16 protein-coding genes are annotated in these 20053 nt (G+C 70.9%); 2 read left to right on the forward strand and 14 right to left on the reverse strand.

The features are described from left to right. Positions 1 to 296 precede the first annotated feature (296 nt). The 11 genes from gyrB to DLJ49_RS09165 all read right to left on the reverse strand — a co-directional run bounded on the left by gyrB (position 297) and on the right by DLJ49_RS09165 (position 11676). Positions 297 to 2717: a DNA topoisomerase (ATP-hydrolyzing) subunit B gene (gene gyrB, locus DLJ49_RS09115; RefSeq protein WP_115393230.1), complete on the reverse strand. Its 2421-nt coding sequence runs from the start codon at positions 2715 to 2717 to the stop codon at positions 297 to 299. A gap of 79 nt (positions 2718 to 2796) precedes the next feature. Continuing rightward, positions 2797 to 3417, reverse strand: a complete 621-nt coding sequence (locus DLJ49_RS09120; protein ID WP_115393231.1) for a LysE family translocator — start codon at positions 3415 to 3417, stop codon at positions 2797 to 2799. Between the two features lie 72 nt (positions 3418 to 3489). After that, the gene (locus tag DLJ49_RS09125; protein WP_115393232.1) at positions 3490 to 3915 is read right to left on the reverse strand and encodes a VOC family protein; all 426 of its coding nucleotides are present in this window, start codon (positions 3913 to 3915) and stop codon (positions 3490 to 3492) included. 39 nt (positions 3916 to 3954) lie between these two features. Beyond that, the gene (locus DLJ49_RS09130; protein WP_115393233.1) at positions 3955 to 4377 is read right to left on the reverse strand and encodes a VOC family protein; all 423 of its coding nucleotides are present in this window, start codon (positions 4375 to 4377) and stop codon (positions 3955 to 3957) included. Then, complete coding sequence (gene recF, locus DLJ49_RS09135) at positions 4374 to 5483, reverse strand: DNA replication/repair protein RecF (RefSeq protein ID WP_115393355.1); 1110 nt, start codon at positions 5481 to 5483, stop codon at positions 4374 to 4376. Before recF ends, DLJ49_RS09130 begins: the two co-directional genes overlap by 4 nt. 101 nt (positions 5484 to 5584) lie before the next feature. Further along, a complete protein-coding gene (gene dnaN / locus DLJ49_RS09140; protein ID WP_115393234.1) occupies positions 5585 to 6703 on the reverse strand; it encodes a DNA polymerase III subunit beta in 1119 nt (372 codons plus the stop codon). A gap of 160 nt (positions 6704 to 6863) precedes the next feature. Continuing rightward, positions 6864 to 8321: a chromosomal replication initiator protein DnaA gene (gene dnaA / locus DLJ49_RS09145; protein WP_115393235.1), complete on the reverse strand. Its 1458-nt coding sequence runs from the start codon at positions 8319 to 8321 to the stop codon at positions 6864 to 6866. A 556-nt stretch (positions 8322 to 8877) separates the two neighbouring features. Then, positions 8878 to 9144 (reverse strand): 30S ribosomal protein S20, encoded by a 267-nt coding sequence (rpsT, locus tag DLJ49_RS09150; protein ID WP_115393236.1) that lies wholly within the window; start codon positions 9142 to 9144, stop codon positions 8878 to 8880. A 226-nt stretch (positions 9145 to 9370) separates the two neighbouring features. Continuing rightward, positions 9371 to 10147 carry an enoyl-CoA hydratase gene (locus tag DLJ49_RS09155; protein WP_115393237.1) on the reverse strand — a complete coding sequence of 259 codons (777 nt, stop codon included), beginning with the start codon at positions 10145 to 10147 and terminating at the stop codon, positions 9371 to 9373. A 63-nt stretch (positions 10148 to 10210) separates the two neighbouring features. Continuing rightward, on the reverse strand, positions 10211 to 11062 hold the full coding sequence (mutM, locus tag DLJ49_RS09160) for a bifunctional DNA-formamidopyrimidine glycosylase/DNA-(apurinic or apyrimidinic site) lyase (RefSeq protein WP_115393238.1): 852 nt from the start codon (positions 11060 to 11062) through the stop codon (positions 10211 to 10213). Further along, positions 11008 to 11676 (reverse strand): hypothetical protein, encoded by a 669-nt coding sequence (locus DLJ49_RS09165; RefSeq protein WP_115393239.1) that lies wholly within the window; start codon positions 11674 to 11676, stop codon positions 11008 to 11010. Before DLJ49_RS09165 ends, mutM begins: the two co-directional genes overlap by 55 nt. Positions 11677 to 11767: 91 nt before the next feature. Between DLJ49_RS09165 and ubiE the strand changes: the two genes are divergently transcribed. Next, entirely contained in the window at positions 11768 to 12517 is a 750-nt protein-coding gene (gene ubiE / locus DLJ49_RS09170) for a bifunctional demethylmenaquinone methyltransferase/2-methoxy-6-polyprenyl-1,4-benzoquinol methylase UbiE (RefSeq protein WP_115393240.1), read from the forward strand. A gap of 4 nt (positions 12518 to 12521) precedes the next feature. Continuing rightward, entirely contained in the window at positions 12522 to 14045 is a 1524-nt protein-coding gene (gene ubiB, locus DLJ49_RS09175; protein WP_115393241.1) for a 2-polyprenylphenol 6-hydroxylase, read from the forward strand. 7 nt (positions 14046 to 14052) lie between these two features. Here the strand turns inward: ubiB and DLJ49_RS09180 are convergent, their stop codons facing one another. From DLJ49_RS09180 to xrtD, 3 genes are all read right to left on the reverse strand, one after another. Then, the gene (locus DLJ49_RS09180) at positions 14053 to 15489 is read right to left on the reverse strand and encodes an oligosaccharide flippase family protein (RefSeq protein ID WP_158547436.1); all 1437 of its coding nucleotides are present in this window, start codon (positions 15487 to 15489) and stop codon (positions 14053 to 14055) included. A 17-nt stretch (positions 15490 to 15506) separates the two neighbouring features. Continuing rightward, the gene (locus tag DLJ49_RS09185) at positions 15507 to 18050 is read right to left on the reverse strand and encodes a condensation domain-containing protein (protein WP_147277291.1); all 2544 of its coding nucleotides are present in this window, start codon (positions 18048 to 18050) and stop codon (positions 15507 to 15509) included. Between the two features lie 281 nt (positions 18051 to 18331). Next, positions 18332 to 19936: a VPLPA-CTERM-specific exosortase XrtD gene (gene xrtD, locus DLJ49_RS09190; RefSeq protein ID WP_115393244.1), complete on the reverse strand. Its 1605-nt coding sequence runs from the start codon at positions 19934 to 19936 to the stop codon at positions 18332 to 18334. Positions 19937 to 20053 lie beyond the last annotated feature (117 nt).

Here is a 20053-nt window from a genome sequence, read left to right on the forward strand (position 1 = left end):
CGCCGAAAGCCGCCGATCCGCTCGCCCGGACTATCCCCTGATCCGCGAGGGCCTGTTGCTCGACAGGGGAGACCGGCGATGGAGGCTGCGCCGTCGGGAAATACCCCTTCGGCACCGGAGCATCGCCCGGACGTCTGAACCACCTCGCCCGCTGAGCGGGGTGAGACAGGCGGGGAGAGGCGGCGAGGGATGCCTCGCACTGGCCGAGCAGCCTGCGCGTTCACGGCCGCCACCGCGTCGGGCTCTGCCTCGTCCCGCGACGGCTGCCGGCATGAGGCGGAGGCTGCTCTCAAACGTCACGCGTCGAGGTTTTCCACGCTCAGGGCGTTAGACTGGATGAAGGCGCGGCGCGGCTCGACCACGTCGCCCATCAGCTTGGTGAAGATGTCGTCGGCCTCGGCCACGTCGTCGATCTTGACCTGAAGCAGGCGGCGGTCGCCCTCGGGGTCGAGCGTCGTCTCCCAGAGCTGGTCGGGGTTCATTTCGCCGAGCCCCTTGTAGCGCTGCAGCGTCAGACCCTTCTCCCCCTCGGTCAGGATCGCATCGAGCAGTCCCAGGGGGCCGTAGATCTCGACGCCCTTGTCCTTGCGCATCAGTCGGGCGACCTGCGCGTAAACCTGCTGAAGGCTCTCGGTCAGCGCGCCGAGACGCCGTGCCTCGCCAGAGCGGAGCGCCGGGCCGTCGAGCGTGCGCACCTCCTCCACGCCGCGCACCGTGCGCGACAGGCGGATGCCCCGGTCCTGCGTGGGGCGGCCCTGCCAGCCGCGCTCGTACTCCACCGCCACCATGTCGAGCCGCCGTGCCACCGCGTCGGCCACCGCCTGCAGGTCGCCGTCGGCCTGGCCGGGCAGGAAGGCGCCGGCGATGGCCGCCTGCTCAAGGATGTCGCGGCGGTAATGGGTGGGGAAGCTCTCCAGCACCCGCTTCACCTGCCGGGCCTGCTCGACCACGCGGGTCAGATCCTCGCCCGCGATCTCCTCGCCCGTGCCGAGGCGCAGCAGCGCACCCTCGACGCCGGTGGCGATCAGGTACTCCTCCAGCGCCGAATGATCCTTGAGGTAGACCTCGGACTTGCCGCGGCTCACCTTGTAGAGCGGCGGCTCGGCGATGTAGAGATACCCGTCCTCGATGATCTGCGGCATCTGGCGGAAGAAGAACGTCAAGAGCAGCGTGCGGATATGCGCGCCGTCGACGTCGGCATCCGTCATGATGACGATCTTGTGGTAGCGCAGCTTGGAGATGTCGAACTCGTCGCGCCCGATGCCGGTGCCGAGCGCGGTGATCAGCGTGCCGATCTCCTGGCTCGAGAGCATCCGGTCGAACCGCGCGCGCTCGACGTTCAGGATCTTGCCCCGCAGCGGCAGCACGGCCTGGTTCTGGCGGGAGCGGCCCTGCTTGGCGGAGCCGCCGGCCGAGTCGCCCTCCACGAGGAAGAGCTCCGACTTCGCCGGGTCCTTCTCCTGGCAGTCGGCGAGCTTGCCGGGCAGGCTCGCCACGTCCATCGCCGTCTTGCGGCGGGTCAGCTCGCGCGCCTTGCGCGCGGCCTCGCGGGCGAGCGCCGCCTCGACGATCTTGGTGACGATGATGCGGGCTTCCTGCGGGTGCTCCTCGAACCACTCCGAGAGCTTCTCGTTCATCAGGCTCTCGACCACGGGCCTGACCTCGGAGGACACCAGCTTGTCCTTGGTCTGCGACGAGAACTTGGGGTCGGGCACCTTGACCGAGAGCACCGCGGTCAGCCCTTCGCGGGCGTCGTCGCCGGTAAAGCTGATCTTTTCCTTGCGCGCGATGCCCGAGGCGCCGGCATAGTGGTTGAGCGTGCGGGTCAGCGCGCCGCGGAAGCCGGCAAGGTGCGTGCCGCCGTCGCGCTGGGGGATATTGTTGGTGAAGGGCAGCACCATCTCGTTGTAGCTGTCGTTCCACCACATGGCGATTTCCACGCCGATGCCGTCGCGCTCGCCCTCGATGTAGATGGGCTCGGGCATGTGCGAGGTCTTGGAGCGGTCGAGGTAGCGGACGAACTCGCGCACGCCGCCCTCGTAGCACATCTCGGTCTCCTCGACCTCCGGGTGGCGCTCGTCGCGCAGCACGATCTTCACCCCGGAATTGAGGAAGGCGAGCTCGCGCAGGCGGGTCTCGAGCGTCTTGTAGACGTAGTCGAGATTGGAGAACGTCCGGGTCGAGGCGAGGAAGCGCACCTCGGTGCCCTGCTGGCCGTTCGCATCGCCGACGACGCGCAGGGGCTCGACCGTCTCGCCGTGCTCGAAACGGGCGTAGTGTTCCTTGCCGCCCCGCCAGATGCGCAGCTCGAGCCATTCCGACAGGGCGTTGACGACCGACACGCCCACCCCGTGCAGGCCGCCCGACACCTTGTAGGAGTTCTGGTCGAACTTCCCGCCGGCATGCAGCTGGGTCATGATGACCTCGGCGGCGCTCACCCCCTCTTCGGCGTGCATGTCGACGGGGATGCCGCGGCCATTGTCGCTGACCGATACGCTGTCATCGGCATGGATCGTGACGCGCACGGAGTCGGCGTGGCCGGCAAGCGCCTCGTCGATACCGTTGTCGACGACCTCGTAGACCATGTGGTGCAGGCCAGAGCCGTCGTCGGTGTCGCCGATATACATGCCGGGCCGCTTGCGGACAGCCTCCAGCCCCTTGAGAACCTTGATGGATTCCGCGCCATAGGCGTCGGTCGCGCGCGCTTCTTCGGCCATTCGGGGACCGTCCTCCTCAACTTGCCGCCTTATAGGGGTTTCTGGGGGGCATGTCACGCCACACACCCAAGATATGGTGCTATCCGAGCCCGATTGCGACCCCCACGCCGATCAGCAGGACGCCCGCGGCGAGGTTGGTGCGCCGCAGCGCCTGCGGCGAGGCGAGCAGCCGCCGGACGCGCCCGAGGAAGCCCGCCAAGACGAGGTTGCCCGCAAGCGGCACGACCGTCGAGACGGCCACGATGGCGGCGATGTCCGGCCCCGTGACCGAGCCGATGTCGAAGAAGCCCGGCAGCACGCCCATGTAGAACAGGATCGCCTTTGGATTGCCGAGGATGACGGCGAGACCCGCGGCGAAGCCCGCCCACATGCCCGGCCGCGTCAGCCGGCTGTCGGGCGCGAGCTGGCGGTCGGCATGGCGGATCAGGCCGACCCCCATCAGCAGGAAGATCGCCACCGCCACCCAGCGCAGCGCGTCCATGAAGCCGCCGTAGACCGCCGTGATCCACGCCAGCCCGAAGATCGCCGCGAGCGGCCAGATCGCGTCGCCCACGACCACGCCGAGCGCGAGCGGCCACGCCGCGTGAAAGCCGCCCGACACCCCGCGGGCGATCAGCGCCACCCAGACCGGGCCCGGCGTGAGAAACAGGATGGCCACCGCGCCCGCATAGAGCGCGAGGTCGGCCGGCGATAGGGTCATGGACAAGGTCTCCGGCGGCGCAGGCGGGCGCCTCCCGTTCCCTACGCCCGGTGGCGGGGAATGTCACGAGGCTCAGCCGTCGTAGCCCCAGAGCGCGGGCTCGGCGAACTCCACCGAATTGCCGGCCGGGTCGCGCACGTAGACCGAGCGCGCGCCGTTCGGCCAGGTGAAATCGGCCTCGATATCCACGCCCGCATCGGTCAGCCGCGAGCGCCATCGCGCGAGCTCGTCGGAGGTGGCCGCGAAGCAGGCATGGCCCGGCCCGTGCGCGCCGTGCGGCGGCACCGGCAGGTCGGGGTTGCCGGGCGGCTTCCCCGTCTCGTGCGGGTTGAAGACCAGCAGCAACCCCGGCCCGCAGCGGAAGAAGACGTGCCGCTCGCCCACCCGTGCGATTCGCTCCAGCCCCAGAAGACCGCCGTAGAATGCCTCCGCCGCATCGAGATCGTCGGCATAGAGCGCGGTCTCCAGCAGCCGGCGGAGCGGGGGCGGGTCGATCATGCGCTCAACCTAGCGGTCGCGCACCCGCTGCCGCAAGCGTCAGGGCAGCGCCAGCCGCCCGTCGACGTCGAGCGGCCAGAACGGGTTGTGCGCCATCTCCCAGACATGCCCGTCCGGGTCGGCCCAGTAGCCGGAATATCCGCCCCAGAACACCGCCTCGGGTCGCTTGAGCACCTCCGCCCCGGCGGCCTCGGCCCGGGCGAAGGCGGCGTCGACCGCCGCGCGGTCGGCAAAGTTCTGCGCCAGCGTCATCGCCCCGGTCCCCAGCGCCGCCCCCGGCCGCCCCTGATCGGCGGCCAGTGCCGCGCGCCCGAACAGGCTCAGCGCCATGCCGTCCAGCCGGTAGAAGGCCGCGCCCTCGGTCTCCTGCGCCGGCTCCCAGCCGAGCGCGGCGTAGAACCCCGTCGACCGGGCCAGATCGTCCACCCCCAGGGTGATCAGCGTCACGCGCTGGTCCCTCATGCCTCCTCCTTCACCGCGCTGTCGCCGCCCGCTTCCGTCACGGAGAGGAATTGCGCCCGCCCCTCCAGCCCCGCGAACAGCTCGCGCCCCGTGCCCGTGAGCCACGCCTGCGCCCCCAGCGCACAGACCTCGTCATAGAGCGCCGCGCGCCGGCCGGCGTCGAGATGGGCCGCCACCTCGTCGAGCAGCAGGAGCGGCGGCGCCCCGAAATCCTGCGCCAGCGCACGGGCGTTGGCCAGCACCAGCGACAGAAGCAGGGCCTTCTGCTCGCCGGTGGAGCATTGCGCCGCCGGCACCCCCTTCGCGGCATAGACCGCCGTCAGGTCCGCCCGGTGAGGCCCGGCGAGCGTGCGCCCCGCCGCCATGTCGCGCACGCGGCCCGCCGCGAGGGCCTCGGCCAGGCCGCTCTCCGTCGCGGCCGGTTCCGCGCCCTCCGGGCCGGTGAGTGCCAGATCGGCCGCGGGAAAGGTCGTCGCCGCGCCCGCCTGCGCGGCGGCCACCCGGGCCAGCGCCGCGGCCCGGTGGGCCGCGATCCGCGCGCCCGCCTCCGCCATCCGCCCCTCGAGCGCGCCATACCAGGCCGGGTCGCGCACCTCGTCCTTCAAGAGGCGGTTCCGCTCGCGCATCGCCTTCTCGTAGGCCAGAACCGCGTCGCCGTGGCCCGGCTCGAACGACATCGTCATCCGGTCGAGGAAGCGTCGCCGCCCCTCCGCGGCCTCAGTCCACAGCCGGTCCATGGCCGGCACCAGCCAGACCACCCGCGCAAGCCGCCCCAGCGCCACCTGCGGCGCCGCCTTGCCATCGATCCGCACGGTGCGCGGGCTGCCGGGCTCGGCCCCCGTCTCCACCTCGTGGGCATGGCCAAGGCTGTCGATCTCGGCCACCACGCGCCAGCCGACGCCCGCCGCGCGCCGCCCGATCTCCTCCGGCGCGGCCCGGCGCAGCCCCCGGCCCGGCGAGAGCAGCGACACCGCCTCCAGCAGGTTGGTCTTGCCCGCCCCGTTGGGCCCGTAAATCGCCACCGGCCGCCCGTCGAATTCGAGCGACAGCTTCCGGTGCGAGCGGACCTGCGCGAGCGCGAGCGAGGTCACGGCGAGGCGGGACAGGCCGGGGCCAGATGCGGGCGGTCCGGACACGCGGGCGCACCCCCTGCTTCTTTCTGTTCAAAATACGCATTCCGCCCCGGCGCCACACGCGCCGGCGCCGATCAGACGCGCATCGGCATCACCACGTAGAGCGCCGAGGTGTCGGTGCCTTCGCGCATCAGCGTGGGGTCGCCCGACGAGTTGAACAGGAACACGGCGTTCTCGCGGTCCACCTGGCTTGCGATCTCGAGCAGGTACTTGGCGTTGAAGCCGATCTCGAGCTTCTCGTCGCCGTAGGCCACCGCCAGTTCCTCCTCCGCCGCGCCGGCATCGGGGGCGTTGACCGAGAGCACCAGCCGATCCTCGTCGAGCGACAGCTTCACCGCGCGCGAGCGCTCCGAGGACACGGTCGCCACCCGGTCCACCGCCTTGGCGAATTCGGTGGCGTCGACCTCCATCCGGCGCGGATTGTTGACGGGGATGACGCGCGTGTAATCGGGGAAGGTGCCGTCGATCACCTTCGAGGTGAGCGTGATCTCGGGCGTGGCGAAGCGCACCTTGGTCTCCGAGACCGACACCGCGATCTGCGCCTCGTCGTCCTCGAGCAGCTTGCGCAGCTCGCCCACCGTCTTGCGCGGCACGATCACGCCCGGCATCCCCTCGGCCCCCTCGGGAAGGGGCGCGTCGACGCGGGCCAGCCGGTGCCCGTCGGTCGCCACGCAGCGCAGCACCGGGCCCTCCTCGCCCTCCGAGACGTGCATGTAGACGCCGTTGAGGTAGTAGCGCGTCTCCTCGGTCGAGATCGCGAATTTCGACTTGTCGAACAGGCGCCGCAGCACCCTGGCCTCGGCCGAGAAGTTGGCGGCGTAGTCGGTCGCCGCCATGACGGGAAAATCCTCCTTCGGCAGCGTGGCCAGCGTGAAATGCGCGCGGCCCGCCTCCACCTCCAGCCGGCCCGAGGCGCCGTCGTCGGTCAGCTTCACCAGCGCGCCGTCGGGCAGCTTGCGCACGATGTCGTGGAAGGTCACGGCGTTGACCGTGGTGGCGCCGGCCCGCTCGACCTGTGCGGCCGTGCGGTCGACCACCTCGATGTCGAGATCGGTGGCGCGGAAGCTGACCTGCTCGCCCTCGGCCTCGATCAGCACGTTGGCGAGGATCGGAATGGTGTTGCGCCGCTCCACGACCGATTGCGCCTGGGCCAGGGCCCGGAGCAGGGTGCCGCGTTCGATGCTCATCTTCATGTGGGCCGCTCCCCCTTCGACCGTCCCCGCGGCCGGCGTCGTCTGGCAGCCCGACGGGCCGCGCGGGCCGGCCGGGATCGGCACGTTAGCCGAAATGGGGGCGGGCACAAGTGCCGCGCCGCAACACTGCCGGCGCCCGCGCCACCCCGGCCGGGCGGGTTCAGGATTCGAGCATCTGGCGCAGCAGTTCGAGGTCTTCGGCGATCTGCGTATCCTTGGCCTTGAGCTCTTCGACGCGCTTGACCGCGTGCATGACCGTGGTGTGGTCGCGGCCGCCGAAGCGGCGCCCGATCTCGGGCAGCGAGCGCGAGGTGAGAGTCTTGGCCAGATACATCGCCATCTGCCGCGGCCGGGCGATGGTGCGGTGGCGCTTCGGCCCGACCATGTCGGACAGCCGCATGTGGTAATGCTCGGCCACCGTGCGCTGGATCTCCTCGATCGAGACTTTCCGGTCGGACGCGCGCAGGATGTCCGACAGGCATTCCTGCGTCATCTCGAGCGTCACTTCCTTGCCCACGAAGGAGCCGAAGGCGAACAGCTTGATCAGCGCCCCCTCGAGCACGCGGACATTGGTGGTGATCCGGTGCGCGAGGAACTCGAGCACCGCGTCGCGGATCACCACGCCGGCGTAGCTCTCGGCGTACTGGTCGCGCTTCTGCTGGAGGATGCCGAGGCGAAGCTCGTAGTCGGTGGGGTGAAGGTCGACGACCAGGCCCGACTGGAGGCGGCTCGCGATCCTGTTCTCGAGCTTCTTGATCTCGACCGGAGCACGGTCGGCCGAGATGACGATCTGCTTGTGCTGGTCGACCAGCGCATTGAACGTGTGGAAGAACTCTTCCTGCGTGCCATCCTTGCCGGCGATGAACTGGACGTCGTCGACCATCAGCACGTCGACCGCGCGGAACAGCTCCTTGAACTCGATCATCTCGCGCTCGCGCAGGGCCTGCACGAACCGGTACATGAACTGCTCGGCAGAGAGGTAGAGCACGCGCAGGTCGGGCCGAGCCTGCTGCAACTGCCACGCGATGGCGTGCATCAGGTGCGTCTTGCCGAGGCCCACGCCGCCATAGAGGAACAGCGGGTTGAACGTGACGGTCGCCCCCTCGGCCACCCGGCGGGCGGCGGCGTGGGCGAGCTGGTTGGGCTTGCCCACGACGAAGGTGTCGAACGTGTAGCGCGGGTCCAGAGCGCCGCCGGGCAGCTCGGTCCGGGCGGCGCGCGCCTCGGCCGGTGCGGCCCTCGCGGCGCCGTCGGGGGCGCTGCCTGCGAGGGGCGCACCATCTACCCGCGCCTCGGCCGCGGCCGAGCCCCGCCTCGGCACCCCGTTCTCCGGGCCCGGCCGGGCCCCGCGGCTGGCCGCGGCGGGCCGGCCGGCCCCCGGGCCGACGCTCAACTCGATGCGCTCGACGGCGGCGCCGGTGCGCGCGATGTGGTGACGGATCTGGTCGGCGTAGTTACGCGCCACCCAGGAGCGGATGAAGGTGGTCGGCGCCCGGAAGCGGGCCACCCCGTCCTCGAGCGCATCGAATTCCAGCGGCTCTATCCACGCCGTGAAGTTGGTCTGCCCGATGGTCTTCGCCAGATCCTCGCATACGCGCCCCCAGGTTTCATTCGTCATCGCAGCCGGCTCGCCCCCAATTTCTTACTCTGACCGGATACCCGCGCCGCAGCGACCCGGGACCGTTTATGTGCCGTGTCGGACGCGTCACGACGCAAGGGGGGTGGTCGCCGGCGGACCTGCCGCCAACGGGAAAAGCGAGTGCCGGCGATCGAACGCCGACTCCCGCACTCCATTTCCTCGGGTGCATCGTGCCCTGAACCCCGTGCAGCACACCGATGCTCCGCCCCCGAAACGGGGCACGCCTTGGACGATCAAGGTAGCAGGGCTCCCCCAACAGAGCCGTGTCTCGCTGCCTGATCGACCCTGTCCCCCCGGACATAACGAGTCGCATCCGGAAGCTAGCAAGGCCGTGAGAGACCGCGCAACTTATCTTCTCAGTTGACTTCACGGTTTCGTAGGCGAATCCGCCCAAGGGCTTGCAACGTCAATGAAACAAGGGGCAAGGCACTTCGCATGACAAAGGGCGCACCGTCTGGCGCGCCCTTTCGGTCAGGTCGATCCGCGAGGATGCGTGGCGCGGGCGCCTCAGATCCGGAGCCCCGGATCCAGTCGCTCAGCCGCCCAGCGCCTTTACCCGCGACGACAGGCGCGACATCTTCCGCGCCGCGGTGTTCTTGTGGACGACCCCCTTGGTCACGCCGCGCATCAGCTCGGGCTGGGCGGCACGAAGGGCGGCCTTGGCGGCCTCGGCGTCGCCCGAGGCGATCGCCTCCTCGACCTTGCGCAGGAAGGTGCGGATGCGCGAGCGGCGGGCCTTGTTGACGGCGTAGCGGCGCTCGTTCTGGCGGGCGCGCTTCTTGGACTGGGGCGTGTTGGCCATGGGCTCTCTCTTGTCAGGTCTTCACGATACGGCACTTGCGCGGGAAGACCCGACCCCGGGTTCGATACCGGGAGATTCCGGCCAGGCGGGCCTCACGCGCATGTCTGGACGGGCGCATAGGCCAATTCGACGGCGAAGGGAAGCCCCCCGGGACGCCCCTACGAGACGCCCCTGCACGACACCCGCACGCGGCGCCCAGGGGGGACACCACCGGCGCCCCCTGCCCTCACTTGTCGCGGAACTGGGCCTCGCGCTTCTCGAGGAAGGCGCCCATGCCCTCCTTCTGGTCCTCGGTGGCGAAGAGCGCGTGGAACAGCCGACGCTCGAACAGCAGGCCCTCGCTGAGCGGCGTCTCGTAGGCCCGGTTGACCGCCTCCTTGACCGCCATCGCGGTCAGCTGCGACTTCTCGGCGATCTTGCCGGCGGCCTCCATCGCCTCGTCCATCAGCTTCTTCGACGGCACGACGCGGCTGACGAGGCCGCACTGCTCGGCTTCCTCGGCATCCATGAAGCGCCCCGTCAGGTGCATGTCCATGCTCTTCGACTTGCCGACGAGCCGGGTCAGGCGCTGGGTGCCGCCCATCCCGGCCACGACGCCGAGATTGATCTCGGGCTGGCCGAACTTGGCGGTGTCGGCGGCGATGATGAAGTCGCACATCATGGCGAGCTCGCAGCCGCCCCCGAGCGCATAGCCGGCCACCGCGGCGACGATCGGCTTGCGGATGGCGAGGATGCGCTCGGCCTCGTTTCCGAACAGGTCGCGCCCGAACACGTCGACGAACGACTTCCCGGCCATCTCGGAGATGTCGGCGCCCGCGGCGAACGCCTTGTCGGAGCCGGTGAGCACGATGCATCGCACCTTCTCGTTCGCGTCGGCCTCGCGGAGCGCCTCGCCGAGTTCGCGCAGGATCTGGCTGTTGAGGGCGTTGAGAGCCTCGGGGCGATTGAGCTTGATCAGGCAGATATGGTCGCTGACCTCGACGATGAGCGTCTCGTAAGCCATGGCGTCGCGCCTTTCGCTGGTTTCGCCCGGGCGAGGCTTAGCAGCCCGGACCGCGGGTTCAAGCTATCTCTGGCACACCGGGCAGTAGAACGACGACCGCCCCGATTGCACGACGCGGCGCACCGTTCCCGCGCAGCCCGGCGTGCGGCACGGCTGGTCCTGGCGGCCGTAGACGCGGAAGACGTGCTGGAAATAGCCGAGTTCGCCGTCGGCCTGACGGTAGTCGCGCAAGGACGAGCCCCCGGCCTCGATCGCCTCGGTCAGCACCGCGCGGATCGCCGGCACGAGGCTTGCCGCGCGCGCGGCCGAGAGGCGCCCGGCCTTGCGCACCGGCGAGATGCCGGTGCGGTGCAGCACCTCGCAGACATAGATGTTGCCGAGACCCGCCACCAGCCGCTGGTCGAGCAGCGCCGCCTTGACGGGGGTGTTGCGCCCCTTGAGACGGGCGGCGAGGTAGGGCTCGTCGAAGGCGTTGCCGAGCGGCTCCGGCCCGAGACCGGCAAGCAGGCGATGCCCCTCTTCCGTGCCGGTCGCCATCAGATCCCACATGCCGAAGCGGCGGGGATCGTTGTAGGTGACGCGGGCACCGCCCTCCATGTCGAGCACGATGTGGTCGTGCGCCTGCGGCGCGGCGTGCTCGTGCTGGTAGGCGCCGAGCTGCACGCCCGAGATCAGCACGCGCCCCGACATGCCGAGATGGATGAGCAGCGTCTCGCCGGTGTCGAGATCGGCGAGGATGTATTTCGACCGCCGCCGCAGCCGCTCCACCCGCGCGCCGGTCAGCCGCTCGGCCATGCGCTCGGGCAGGGGCCAGCGCAGATCGGGCCGGCGGACCTGCGCGGCCGCGATCCTGCGCCCCGTCAGAACGGGCTCGAGCCCACGGCGGACCGTCTCGACCTCGGGTAGTTCCGGCATTCGCCCCCTTCTCGCCCTTCGTTCTCCGACACCCTGGCCGCCAGCGTCTCCTCGAGTTCGTCGCGGCCCGCGAGGTATCTCAGAACTTGCGCGCGCCTCCCATCCCGAAAGCGCAGACGCAGGAAATGGGGATCGGGGTCTTCCACCGCCACCAGCCCGTCGAGCGGCAGGCTGCGCCGCACGAAGGCCAACGTCGGCACGAGAGCCGTGTCACGCCCGATCTCGACCGAGTAGGTCCAGACCCAGGCGAGATACCACAGGAGCAGGGCGAGCGCGCCCAGGCCCAGCCACTGCGCCGTCGCCGCGTCGACGTCGCGGCCCCGCGCGTCGATGAGCATCGTGTTGACGACGTAGAACAGAAGCGGCGCGATCACCGTCGCCAGCGCCTTCACCCCCCATGATGCCCGGTGCCGCCGCGTCTCGAATCCCGCCTCGCGGGCGGGCCGCCCGGTGCCGAGAGCGGCCACGACACGGGCCTCCGCGGCACCTGTCGACATGCGGTCTGCGTGGCGGAACAGGGCCTTTTCCCCGCGCACGCCCCACAGCAGCCGGACCGCCACGTGCAGGGCGAAGGCCAACCCGACCGTCATGCCGAAATAGTAGAGCCCGTCCATACTCGCTTCCCTCGCTGCCTGCGGCCTCGGATGCGTTTGTCACTCTCCCGGCGGGGCTATATGGACGGCGTGACAAGAAAGGGGCGCAACCATGCCAGAGTCCGACCGCACCACGCATTTCGGCTATCGCACCGTCGCGGAGGACGAGAAGAAGGGGCTTGTCGAGGGCGTGTTCACCTCGGTCGCCTCGCGCTACGACATCATGAACGACCTGATGTCGGGGGGCGTCCATCGCCTGTGGAAGGACGCGATGATGGACTGGCTGGCCCCCCGGCCCGGCCAGAAGCTGCTCGACGTGGCGGGCGGCACCGGCGACATCGCGTTCCGTTTCCTCAAGCGCGCCCCCGGCGCCCACGCCACCGTGTGCGACCTGACGGCGGCGATGCTGGAAGAGGGCCGCAAGCGCGCCGAGGCCGCGAACATGGCCGACCGCCTCGACTGGGTGGTCGGCGACGCGATGGATCTGCCCTTCCCCGATGCCACGTTCGACGTCTACACGATCTCCTTCGGCATCAGGAACGTGACGAAGCCCGAGGTGGCGCTGGCCGAGGCGTTCCGCGTGCTCAAGCCCGGCGGGAGGCTGATGGTGCTGGAATTCTCGCAGCTGCCCAACCCGGCGATGCAATGGGCCTACGACCGCTACTCGTTCAACGTGATCCCGACGATGGGCCGCGTCGTGACGGGCGACCGCGACAGCTATCAGTATCTCGTCGAATCGATCCGCAGGTTTCCCGATCAGGAGACCTTCGCGCGGATGATCCGGGCCGCGGGCTTCGAGCAGGTGAAGTATCGCAACCTGACGATGGGCGTCGCCGCGCTGCACTCGGGCTGGAAGCTCTGATCCCTTGCGCGGCCCCCACAACATCTGGCGGCTCGTCCGCACCGGCGCCACGCTGGAGCGCACCGGCGCCATGGGCCAGGTGCTCGAGGCGATGGAGGCGCCGACGCATCTCAGGCTGATCGCCCGAATCCTCGGCTGGCCGTTCAAGTGGCTGGGGCTCAAGGGCGACCCGGAGTTGCCACCAGCCACCCGCGCGCTCACCGCGCTCGGCCCCGCCTACATCAAGTTCGGCCAGATCATGTCGACACGGCCCGACGTGGTGGGCGACGAGCTGGCGATGCAGCTGCGCGTGCTGCAGGACAAGCTGCCGCCGTTCCCCAGGGCGCAGGCCCTGCGGGCGGTCCGCGACGAACTGCAGATGCCGGTCGACGAACTGTTCTCGGAATTTTCCGAGCCGATCGCCGCCGCCTCGATCGCGCAGGTCCACCGTGCGCGGCTCGCCACGACCGGCGAAGAGGTCGCCGTCAAGGTGCTGCGACCGGGAATCGAGAAGGCGTTCCAGACGGATATCGACGCCTTCTACCTCGCCGCCTGGATGGTCGAGACGCTGTCGCCCTCGTCGCGCCGCCTGCGGCCGCAGGGGGTGATCCAGCATTTCGAAAGCGTGGTGCACGCCGAGCTCGATCTGCGGCTCGAAAGCTCGGCCGCCGCCGAGTTCGCCTCGAACACCGCGAAGGACGACGGGTTTCGCGTGCCGAGCGTGCACTGGTTCATGTCGGGCCGGCGGGTGATGACGCTCGGCTGGGTCGAAGGGGTGCCGGCAGGCGATATCGCCGCGCTGGATGCGGCAGGTCACGACCGCGCGGCGCTGGGAGAGCGGGTGCTGCGTCTCTTCCTCAGCCACGCGCTGCGCGACGGCTACTTCCACGCCGACATGCACCAGGGCAACCTCAAGATCGGCCCCGACGGCGATATCATCGCCCTCGACTTCGGCATCATGGGTCGGATCGACGAATACACGCGCCGCGCCTATGCCGAGATCCTGTTCGGCTTCATCCGTAAGGATTACCGCCGCGTCGCCGAGGTGCATTTCGAGGCGGGCTATGTGCCCCCCGACCGCGACGTGGACGAGTTCGCGCAGGCGCTGCGCTCGGTGGGCGAGCCGATCTTCGGCATGGATGCCTCCCGCATCTCGATGGGCAAGCTGCTGGCCTATCTCTTCGAGGTGACCGAGCGGTTCGGGATGGAGACGCGCACCGAGCTGATCCTGCTGCAGCGGACGATGGTGGTGGTCGAGGGCGTGGCGCGCTCGCTCAACCCGCAGATCAACATCTGGCGCGTCGCGCGGCCCGTAGTCGAGGATTACATCCGCGACAATGTCGGGCCACGGGCGCTGGCCGGCGACCTGCTCAAGACGGCGCGGGTGCTCGCGCGCTTCGGGCCGCGGCTGCCGCAGCTGACCGAGGCGGCGCTTCTCCAGCAGGGGCGCGGCGAGCCGCAGCCTCGGCGGCGCGCGTCGTCGGAGGCGGCGGCGTGGTTCGTCGCCGGAGCGGCGCTCGCGGGGCTGGTCGCCGCCATCCTCGCCTGAGCGCCGCTCAGACCCGCGGCAGCGCGATCACCTTCAACCGGAAGAGGATCGCCATGCCCGCCGCCCAGAGCGCGGCGCCGAGCGCGAGATGGGCGAGCGTGGCGGCCAGCAGCGGCAGGGGAGCCACCAGCGCCGCCAGGGCGAAGACCGAGCTGCCGCACACCGCCGCCAGCCCTGCCCCGGGCAGAAAGGCGGTCGCGACCGCCCGCGCCGAGAGGCCCAGCACCCGAGCGACGGCGGCAAGGCAGACAAGGCTCATCGCGCCGGTGGAGATTGTGACGGCCCACGCCGCCTCGACCGGGCCGAAGCGGCCCAGCGTCAGCAGGGCGAGGAGCAGTGCGGCCCCGCTCGCCAGCCGCAGGCGGAATTGCAGCGCGCCCCGACCTGTGCACATGAGCGCCGGTTCCATCAAGGCCATCGGCACCGAGAGCGCCCGTGCCAGCGCGAGCACCGCGAGCACCGGCGCCGCCGCGGCCCAGGACGGGTCGAAGACCAGCACGACCAGCGGCTCGGCCAGCAGCGCCAGGCCGGTCGAGGCGGGCCAGAGCATCGCGCAGGCCAGCGCCACGTCGCCCCGCCAGCTGCGCGCTATGCCGTCCCGGTCGCCCTCGCGCTCGAGCCGGGCGAGGCGCGACCAGCCGAGCATTCGTACCGGCTGCAGCACCACGTCGGAGGCGGTGACAGCGATGCGCGCGCCCGACCGGTAGGCACCGACCGCCGCCGGAGCGAGGAAGGCCGCGAGCACGAGGTCGGCGCCGTAGGCCGAGAACATCCCGATGCCGGTTGTTCCCCAGAGGGGCCACGCGGTTCGGCTGGCCGTCCGGGCCTCACCGGCGGCGAACCGGGCGCGCGGGCAGCGGCGCACGAGCGCGGAGGTGACGACGAGCCCGGTCAGGGAAGCGACGTAGCGCGAAAGGATGAGGCCCCACAGTCCCAGCCCCGCGTCCAGCGCGGCGACCGCCGCGGCGAGGCCGGTCGCCTCGCCTGCCAGAACCTGCAGGCTCGCCGCGCGCGCCCGGCCCGCCCGCCAGAGCTGCGCCTCGTTCCACGCGGTGGGCACGGCGAGCAGTGGCAGCGGGGCGACGGCGAACAGTGCGCCGCCAATCGGCGCCCCCGGCCCGCCGACGATCAGCCCGGCCGCGGCGAGGATGGCGCCGCCCGCTCCTGCGACCGCGATCTTGACCCAGAACAGAGTGTCGATGCACGCCTCCAGGTCGTCGGCCCGCAGAAGCGCGTGGTAGAATCCGGTGTAGACGAAGCTCGTGGCGATCACCGCCCCCGCCCAGGCCACCGCGTAGGTGCCGAAGGCGTCGAGCCCGAGATGCCGCGCGGCGACGACGACCAGCGCGAAGGCGATGATCTGCCCACCCGCCCGGGCGGCGACCCCCACGGCGAAGGGCGAGGCCATCGGCGCCAGCCCGCGCGTCAGCGCAGAGGCCGCCAAGGGCGCGATCCGGGCCGTCACCGCGCCGCCGGCCCGACCGTGCCGCCCCGCAGCCCCCCCTGCCGATCGAGGCGAAGGTCGATCACCCGCGCCATCCGCTCGAAGCCGCCGCCGAGCAGCGCGTCTTCGTGCCAGCCCTCGAGCGGCAGCACGGGCGTATCCTCGGTCAGGATCCCGCGCCAGCCGAAGAGGGCCGCCGCCGCGCGGGCCGGCTGGCTCTCGGTGGCGAAGAGCAGCGCCTCGCCCGGCCACGGGCCGAAGTCGTGCTCGGCCCAGACCCGCTGGTGATGGGCGTTGACCTCCCATGCGAGACGTTCGGCCTCGGTCGGCCGCGGCTCGAGCCCGGCGGCGCGCATCAGCCGCAAGACGGGGCCGAGGCGGCGGGCGAGATCGCGCGGCCCAAGCCGCCCGCGGGCCGCTCGACCGAGGTAATGCGACCAGCGCATCAGGCCCGACCCGACGCGGCGTGCGAGTGCCACGGCGCGCGGCGGCGCGGTCTCGGCGTCCTCGGGCGACCAGGCGTCGGTGAGGGCGAGCAGCGGCACGTCGTGGCCGCGCGCGGCCAGCGCGTGCGCGGTGGCGAGCGCGGTCAGCCCGTCGGCACAATGGCCCACGAGCACGAGGGGCCGGCCCGGAAAGGCGCCGGCGAGCGTGGCGGCCGCGTCGTCGGCGACGGTGGCCCCGTCCATGCCCAGCTGTCGCGTGTAGGCGGCGCGGTCGGGCACGGTCAGGTTGACGACGGTCCGCCCGGGCGCGAAGGCGCGGGCGATCCCGTGCCAGAGGAAGGTCTGGTTGACGGTCGCGATGACCGGTCCGCCCCTATCGCCCCCGCGCAGGGGCACGATCGACCATGTGCCGGCGCCTTCGGCGCCCGCATCGGCCCCGCCGGGCGAGAGGCGGGCGGCCAGCCCGTCGAGCGTGGGGTCGGCGAGGAAGGCGGCGACTTCGACCTTGCGGCCAAACTCCGCCTCGGCGCGTGCCAGCATCCGCAGCGCGAGGATCGAGTGCCCGCCGAGGGCGAAGAAGTCGCCGGCGCACGCCTCCTCCGGCAGGCCGAGCAGATCCGCCCAGAGCCGGGCGAGGCGCGCGCGGGTCTCGCACGGCGCCGCCGCCCCCGCCGGCTCCGCCCCGGCGGGCGCCGCCGCCCCCGCCGGCTCCGCCCCGGCGGGCGCCGCCGCATCCACGACGCTCCGTGCCGCGCGTCCCGCAGGCGGCGCGTCGAGAAGCGGGGCCGAGGGCGTCTCGACCAGTCGTCCGAGGGCGTCGATCACGCGCTGGCCGAGCGCGGCGATCCGCTCGTCGGAATGGCGAGCGCCGTCATGGTCGATCACCAGCGTCCAGCCATCGCCGTCACCGACGAGATTGAGGTTGAGAGGGTAGAGCGCCCCCGGTGTCTGGCTCATCTCGCCCTCGATGCGGAAGGACCCGTGATCCACCCCCTCGAGGAACCCCCGACTCAGGCCGAAGGCGACCGAGGTGTAGGGGGTCCGCGCCTCGCCGGGATCGACCGGCCGGGGCGGCGGGGCGGCGCGCATGACCTCTTCCAGGGGGCAGGACTGGTGGGCGAGCGCGGCCTCGACGGCGGCGCGCGTCCGCTCGAGATGATCCGCACCGCTCGCGCCGTCGGGGGCGGGCAGGCGCAGCACGATCGTGTTGACGAAGACGCCGACGAGCGGCTCGAGATCGACCTCGTCGCGGCCCGACACCGGCGTGGCGAGCAACACTTCGGGCGCCCCGGTCTCGGCCGCGAGCACGGCCGATGCCGCTGCCGCCCCGACCATGAAGGGCGAGGCGCCGAGACGGGCGGCCGCGCCGGGGAGACGGGCGGCGACATCGGCCGGCAGCGGCAGGGTGAGGCGCCGGGGCGCAGCCCCCGGCTCTGCCGGCGGGTCGGCCACGTCGGGGGGAAGCGCGAAATGCGCGGCCCCGGCGAGCGTGTCCGACCAGAACGCGATCTCGTCGGCGCGGGCGGGGCTCGTCGCGCAGGCCTCCTGCCAGAGCGCGTAATCGGGGTAGTGCAGCGACAACTCGGGCAGGTCGGCAGGCCGGCCGGTCAGCCCCTCGGCTGCCAGCGCCCCGATCTCGCGGCCGAGCAGCCCGCCCGACCATCCGTCGAAGACGCAGTGATGCGCGGTGACGAGCAGCGTCGCCCGGCCCGGCCCGGTGCGCACATGGGTGGCCCTCAGGAGCGGCGGCCGGCCGAGGTCGAAGGGCTCCCCGGCCATGTCGGCAGCGATGCGGGCGATGCGCGCCTCGTGGTCGTCGATCGGCAGGGCGCGGATGTCGACGAGCCCGAGCTTGAAATCGACCGCATCGCGCACTTCCTGCAAAGGGGCGCCATCCTCTTCCACCAGGCAGGTGCGCAGCGCCTCGTGGCGGTGGATCACCGCCCTGAAGGCCGCCTCGAGCGCGTCTGTGGGCAGATCGCCCGTCACCCGCCAGCGCAGGGTGATGGCGTTGTCGGGGTTGCCGGGGCGGACCCTCTCGAGAAACCAGAAGCGGGCCTGCGCGGGCGAGGCGGGAAAACGCTCGATCGACGTCTGCGGACTCTGCCTGCTCACATGTACCCCCTGCGCACCGCGGTCGCGGTGCGGCACGCGATCGCTGAGCCCCCGCGGCAGCAGGTGCGCCGTCGTCCCAGGGAAGTCAAATTCGGGCGCCTATGAGGCTGCTCAGCCGTCGATGACGGCGACGGTCGCGCCCGCGCGCGACCGACTGTGGAGGATCTGGCAACGAATGTGGACCCGACGACGAATGCCCCGCAGCGACCGCGAGGGGAGTCGCGCAAGGCGCCATGCCGGGGATGGCGGAAGAGCGCGCAGAGCGGCCGCCCGCGCGAAGGTCAGGACCCCGGAATGAACCGTGGCAGCGGCTCCTGCATCGCGGCGAGCACCTCCAGCAGACGGGCCTCGGCGGCGGCGTCGGTCTCGTTCCCGCGGATCGGCGTGGTCAGCCGGAGCATCGAACCGTCGGTGCGCCGAGTCGTGATCCCGTCGACCATCAGGTAGAACTTGGCCATGATGTCGGAGGCGATGCGCCGGTCGCGCTGCTGGAACCAGTAGAGCACCATCATGCGGGTCTCGCCCCTCTGGATGATCGCGCGATTGACGTCGAACCGGCCATCAAAGCCGATCTTCGGCCCGACATCGGAGCGCTCCAGCCACGCGATCTCCCATCCGGCGCCGGGCAGGCAGATTTCGGGAGAGTGCACGCCGCCGTCGGTCTGGTCGAGATACCACGCCATGAACAGGTTGACGTGCGCGGCCTCCCCCGCCTTCAGGAGATTGACGGAGTGGTAGTCGTCCGCTCGCAGTTCCCGCTCGACGCGGGCGTCGAGCGTCTCGCGCGGGCCCGACTGGCGCCAGCCCGCCAGGTCGCGCGGGAAGGCTGCGAAGGGCTCGCGCTCGACCTGCGCGTCGCCGGGCTCGGGCACGGCCTGCCATGCCACCGCGGCCAGCACGCCTGCAAGCGCGACACCGACGAGGGCGCTCGACGGGCGAAGGTATTGCAGCCGCATGAATTGCGTGCCGAGGCCCTCGGTGTCGAGGTCGAGCGACTCGGCCAGCGTCATCTTGACCGGGTTGAAGAAGAGCAGCACGCGGGCCAGCCCGAACAGGATCACGACGCAGGCGAGGAAGATCACCCACCCCTCGAAGAAGTGGGTGAAGCCCTCGACCCACTCGACGCCGTAATTGTTCACGATGAGGCCCGCGACCGCGATGCGGACGGAATTCATCAGGACGGTGATCGGGGCCGCCGCCAGAAGCAGGATCGCCTTGTGCCAGATCGAGCCCTGGTAGAGCACGGCGAAGATGTAGGAGAAGCTGAGAATCGGGAACAGGTATCGCAGGCCCGAGCAGGCCTCGGCGACGTGCAGCTTGTACACGCCGAGATCGATGATGTTGCCATCGAGAAAGACCGGCACCGACAGCAGCTTGAGGAACCACACCCCGAGTTCCGACGAGATGAGCTGCAGATTGGCCGACATCTTGAAATAGAGCGTGTCCGGCAGCGGCAGCATGTAGACGAGGTGCAGGACCGGCGGCCAGAACGCCCAGCCCACGCTCCAGCCGAAGCTGACCAGCAGGATACCGAAAACCCACAGGATCAGCCCGTAGGCCACGATGTCGGGGATGCCCGAAAGCTTGCCCAGCGCCGCGATCGTCAGCGACAGGAGCACCACCACAACGCCCACCCATCGGTCGGGCACCGGGCCGCGGTTGACCGGCACATCCTTGAGTTGACGCAGGAAGAGAAGGCCCGACAGGATCGGGATGAGCGGGCCGTGGCTGTATTCGGGGCGCTGCCACTCCTTGAAGAGCTTCTCGATCCCCTCGACGAAGAACAGGCCCGCGCCGACGAGCGCGACAAAGAGCCAGAACATCCCCCAGGTCGCCAGAGGCGCCAGGAACCTGGGCGCGCTCCGCACCTGCTCGACCAACGCCATCGCACCCCTCCAACCTTGCCCTTGCGTCCTTTAGCAGAGGCAGGCGGCGCATGACAAACTCCACGAGACCTTCAAGCCCCCCTCCGTGACATCACGCATGCGTGACGGGCAACGGGC

It is taken from the genome of Rhodovulum sp. 12E13 (assembly GCF_003340565.1).
In the GTDB taxonomy this organism is placed as follows: domain Bacteria; phylum Pseudomonadota; class Alphaproteobacteria; order Rhodobacterales; family Rhodobacteraceae; genus HLUCCA09.